Raw genomic sequence first — 3,072 nt, forward strand, 5'->3', positions numbered from 1 at the left:
CCGTCAAGGAAGGTGTCCCACTGCTGGATCGTCATCGTGCGCCCACCACCGTCGACCAGCGTCATCTGATTGTCCAGCGCCGCCTGCGCACTGCCCGCACCCCCGACCAGCCCCGCCGCCAGCACCAGCACCCCCGACAGCACCGCTGCCACCCTGGCTGACACCCTGGCAAGCACCGCCACCAGCACACGACCTGCTTTCATGGTGTCCCCTTACCCGTTCCGCGAGGTGGGCCGGTTCGGCTCGTCTTCCTCATCGTTAACAGAAACCACACTGTTACCCGTTTTGGGGCGGGTTTCACCAAGAATTTACGGCTCAGGCCGGGACGGCGGTCACCGGCATGATCACGCTGCCGCGGCACGGGCCCTCGGCGATGTCGGTGTGCCAGGTGCCGCGCAGCGACCCGTCCGGCTGTGGGGCGTAGAACGCCCACGACGTGGCGCGGGCCCACTGCTTGCGGCCCACGTCTTCGAGCAGGCAGTCCCACAGCCACTCGTAGTTGGTCGCCCACTCCGAACCGGTCCAGGTGTAGCGGGTGGGTTGCGGCACGGTCGGGTTGCCCGGTCGAGGGCCGTCGACGACGGTGGCCACGCAGCGCCCGCCCGAGCAGGCGGTCGAGAGCACGAAGACGGCCGCGAAATCGTTCTCCGGCTGCCGGTTGGCCGGGCTGGTGCCGGCTTTCTGGGAGGCGTAGGTGACCATCTGGTAGCGGCCGTTCCACGGCTGCGGCGCCGCCGCCGCCGGGGCCGCGCCGAGCAGTGCCACCAGCAGCGCGACCAGCAGGCTGCCGGCGCGCAGGCCGCGTCCGGACCTCATAGGGCGAGGGTAACCGCCGTCAAACCCCACCCGTCGCATCTGCAACACGACGCGCCGGGCGTCGCGGTAGCCTCGCGGAGTGCTGCTGGCCTCGCTAAACCCCGCAGCGGTGGCAGCCGGACCCGACGTCGGCGACGCGGTGACCCTGGCCGCCGAGGGGGTGACGCTCTCGCGCGGGGATGTGCTCGGCGCGGCGACCTCGGTGGCCGAGCGGGTCGGCGGAGCCGGCCGGGTCGCGGTGCTGGCCACGCCGAGCGCGGCCACCGTGCTGGCGGTGTCCGGCTGCCTGATCGCCGGCGTGCCGTTCGTCCCGGTGCCCGCCGATGTGGGTGCCGCCGAGCGCCTGCACATCCTCGCCGACTCGGGAGCCCGAGCCTGGCTGGGGGAGCAGCCGGCCGACCCGTGCGGACTGCCCCACGTGCCGGTCCGCCGGCACGCCCGCAGCTGGCACCGCTACGCCGAGCCGGACCCGCGGCACACCGCGATGGTGATCTACACCTCGGGAACCACCGGCCCGCCCAAGGGCGTGATCCTCAGCCGCGCCGCCATCGCGGCCGACATCGACGCGCTGGCCCAGGCCTGGCAGTGGACGGCCGACGACGTCCTGGTGCACGGGCTGCCGATGTTCCACGTGCACGGGCTGGTGCTCGGCCTGATCGGCGCGCTGCGGGTGGGCAGCCGGTTCGTCCACACCGGCAAACCCACGCCGGAGGGCTACGCGGCGGCGGCCGCCGCGGGCGGCACGCTGTTCTTCGGCGTGCCTACGGTGTGGTCGAGGATGGCTGCCGATGCCGGGGCGGCCGGTGCGCTGTCCGCCGCGCGCCTGCTGGTATCGGGCAGTGCTGCGCTGCCGGTGTCGGTCTTCGAGCGGCTGGCCGCGCTGTCCGGGCACCGGCCGGTCGAGCGCTACGGCTGCACCGAGAGCCTGATCACGGTCAGCACCCGCGCCGACGGGCAACGGCGGCCCGGATGGGTCGGGCTGCCGCTGCCCGGCATGCAGACCCGGCTGGTCGACGAGCAGGGTTCCGCCGTTGCGCACGACGGGCAGACCGTGGGCTCGCTGCAGGTGCGCACCCCGACGATGTTCGACGGCTACCTCAACCGGCCCGACGCCACCGCGGAGTCGTTCACCGCCGACGGCTGGTATCGCACCGGTGACGCCGCCGTCATCGACCACGACGGGATGCACCGCATCGTCGGCCGGGAGTCGGTCGACCTGATCAAGTCCGGCGGCTACCGCATCGGGGCGGGGGAGATCGAAATGGTGCTGATGGATCATCCCGGTGTCGCCGAGGTCGCGGTGGTCGGGCTGCCTGACGCCGATTTGGGGCAGCGGATCGTCGCCTTCGTGGTCGGCGATGCCCGGCCAGAACAGCTCATTGAGTATGTGGCCCAACAGCTTTCGGTGCACAAACGGCCCCGCGAGGTGCGGCTGGTCGACTCGCTGCCGCGCAACGCGATGGGCAAGGTGATCAAGAAGGGGCTTCTCTAGCCGCGAGTGTGCGTCACCGTACGCCCTAGCGGCGTGTCGGCGTACCGACACGCACGGTGGCGGGGGTCAGTTCGCGTGCAGGTCCGAATTGAGCGTGACGCCCCGGCCGTCGCGGGCCACCACCTCCACCGCGCCGGTCACCGAGTTGCGGCGGAACAGCAGGTTGTTCGCCCCGGAGAGCTCGCGGGCCTTGACGGTGGCGCCCTCCGGGGTGCTGACCTTGGTGCCCGCGGTCAGGTAGAGCCCGGCCTCGACGATGCAGTCATCACCCAGCGAGATGCCCAGCCCGCAGTTGGCGCCCAGCAGGCAGCGTTCGCCCACCGAGATGACCTCGGTGCCACCGCCGGAGAGCGTGCCCATGATCGAGGCGCCGCCGCCGACGTCGGAGCCGTCACCGACCACCACGCCGGCGGAGATGCGGCCCTCGACCATCGAGGCGCCGAGTGTGCCGGCGTTGAAGTTGACGAACCCCTCGTGCATGACAGTGGTGCCCGGGGCCAGGTGCGCGCCGAGGCGAACCCGGTCGGCGTCGGCGATGCGCACGCCGGTGGGTACCACGTAGTCGACCATCCGGGGGAACTTGTCCACCCCGTAGACCGTCACCGGCCCGCGCCGGCGCAGTCGCAGCCTGATCCCTTCGAAACCTTCTACCGGGCAGGGCCCGTAGTTGGTCCACACCACGTTGGCCAGCGCCCCGAACACCCCGTCCAGGTTGCAGCCGTGCGGTTCGACGAGGCGGTGCGAGATCAGGTGCAGCCGTAGGT

General features: G+C 71.7%; 3 protein-coding genes and 1 pseudogene. 1 reads left to right on the forward strand and 3 read right to left on the reverse strand.

The window, feature by feature from the left end; translation table 11 throughout:
* Both ACKOB8_RS14195 and ACKOB8_RS14200 read right to left on the reverse strand, forming a co-directional pair.
* A pseudogene (locus ACKOB8_RS14195) lies at positions 1 to 203 on the reverse strand (hypothetical protein); the annotation flags it as partial.
* Positions 204 to 315: 112 nt separating this feature from the next.
* Entirely contained in the window at positions 316 to 816 is a 501-nt protein-coding gene (locus ACKOB8_RS14200) for an Rv2253 family sensor-like surface protein (RefSeq protein WP_526378333.1), read from the reverse strand.
* 79 nt (positions 817 to 895) lie between these two features.
* On the opposite strand from ACKOB8_RS14200, the gene ACKOB8_RS14205 reads away from it, so the two are divergent.
* Positions 896 to 2,308, forward strand: a complete 1,413-nt coding sequence (locus ACKOB8_RS14205; RefSeq protein WP_526378335.1) for an acyl-CoA synthetase — start codon at positions 896 to 898, stop codon at positions 2,306 to 2,308.
* Between the two features lie 66 nt (positions 2,309 to 2,374).
* Here the strand turns inward: ACKOB8_RS14205 and ACKOB8_RS14210 are convergent.
* A partial coding sequence (locus ACKOB8_RS14210; protein WP_526378337.1) for a DapH/DapD/GlmU-related protein occupies positions 2,375 to 3,072 on the reverse strand: 698 nt, incomplete at its 5' end.

The organism is Mycobacterium sp. (assembly GCF_046091765.1).
In the GTDB taxonomy this organism is placed as follows: Bacteria; Actinomycetota; Actinomycetes; order Mycobacteriales; family Mycobacteriaceae; genus Mycobacterium.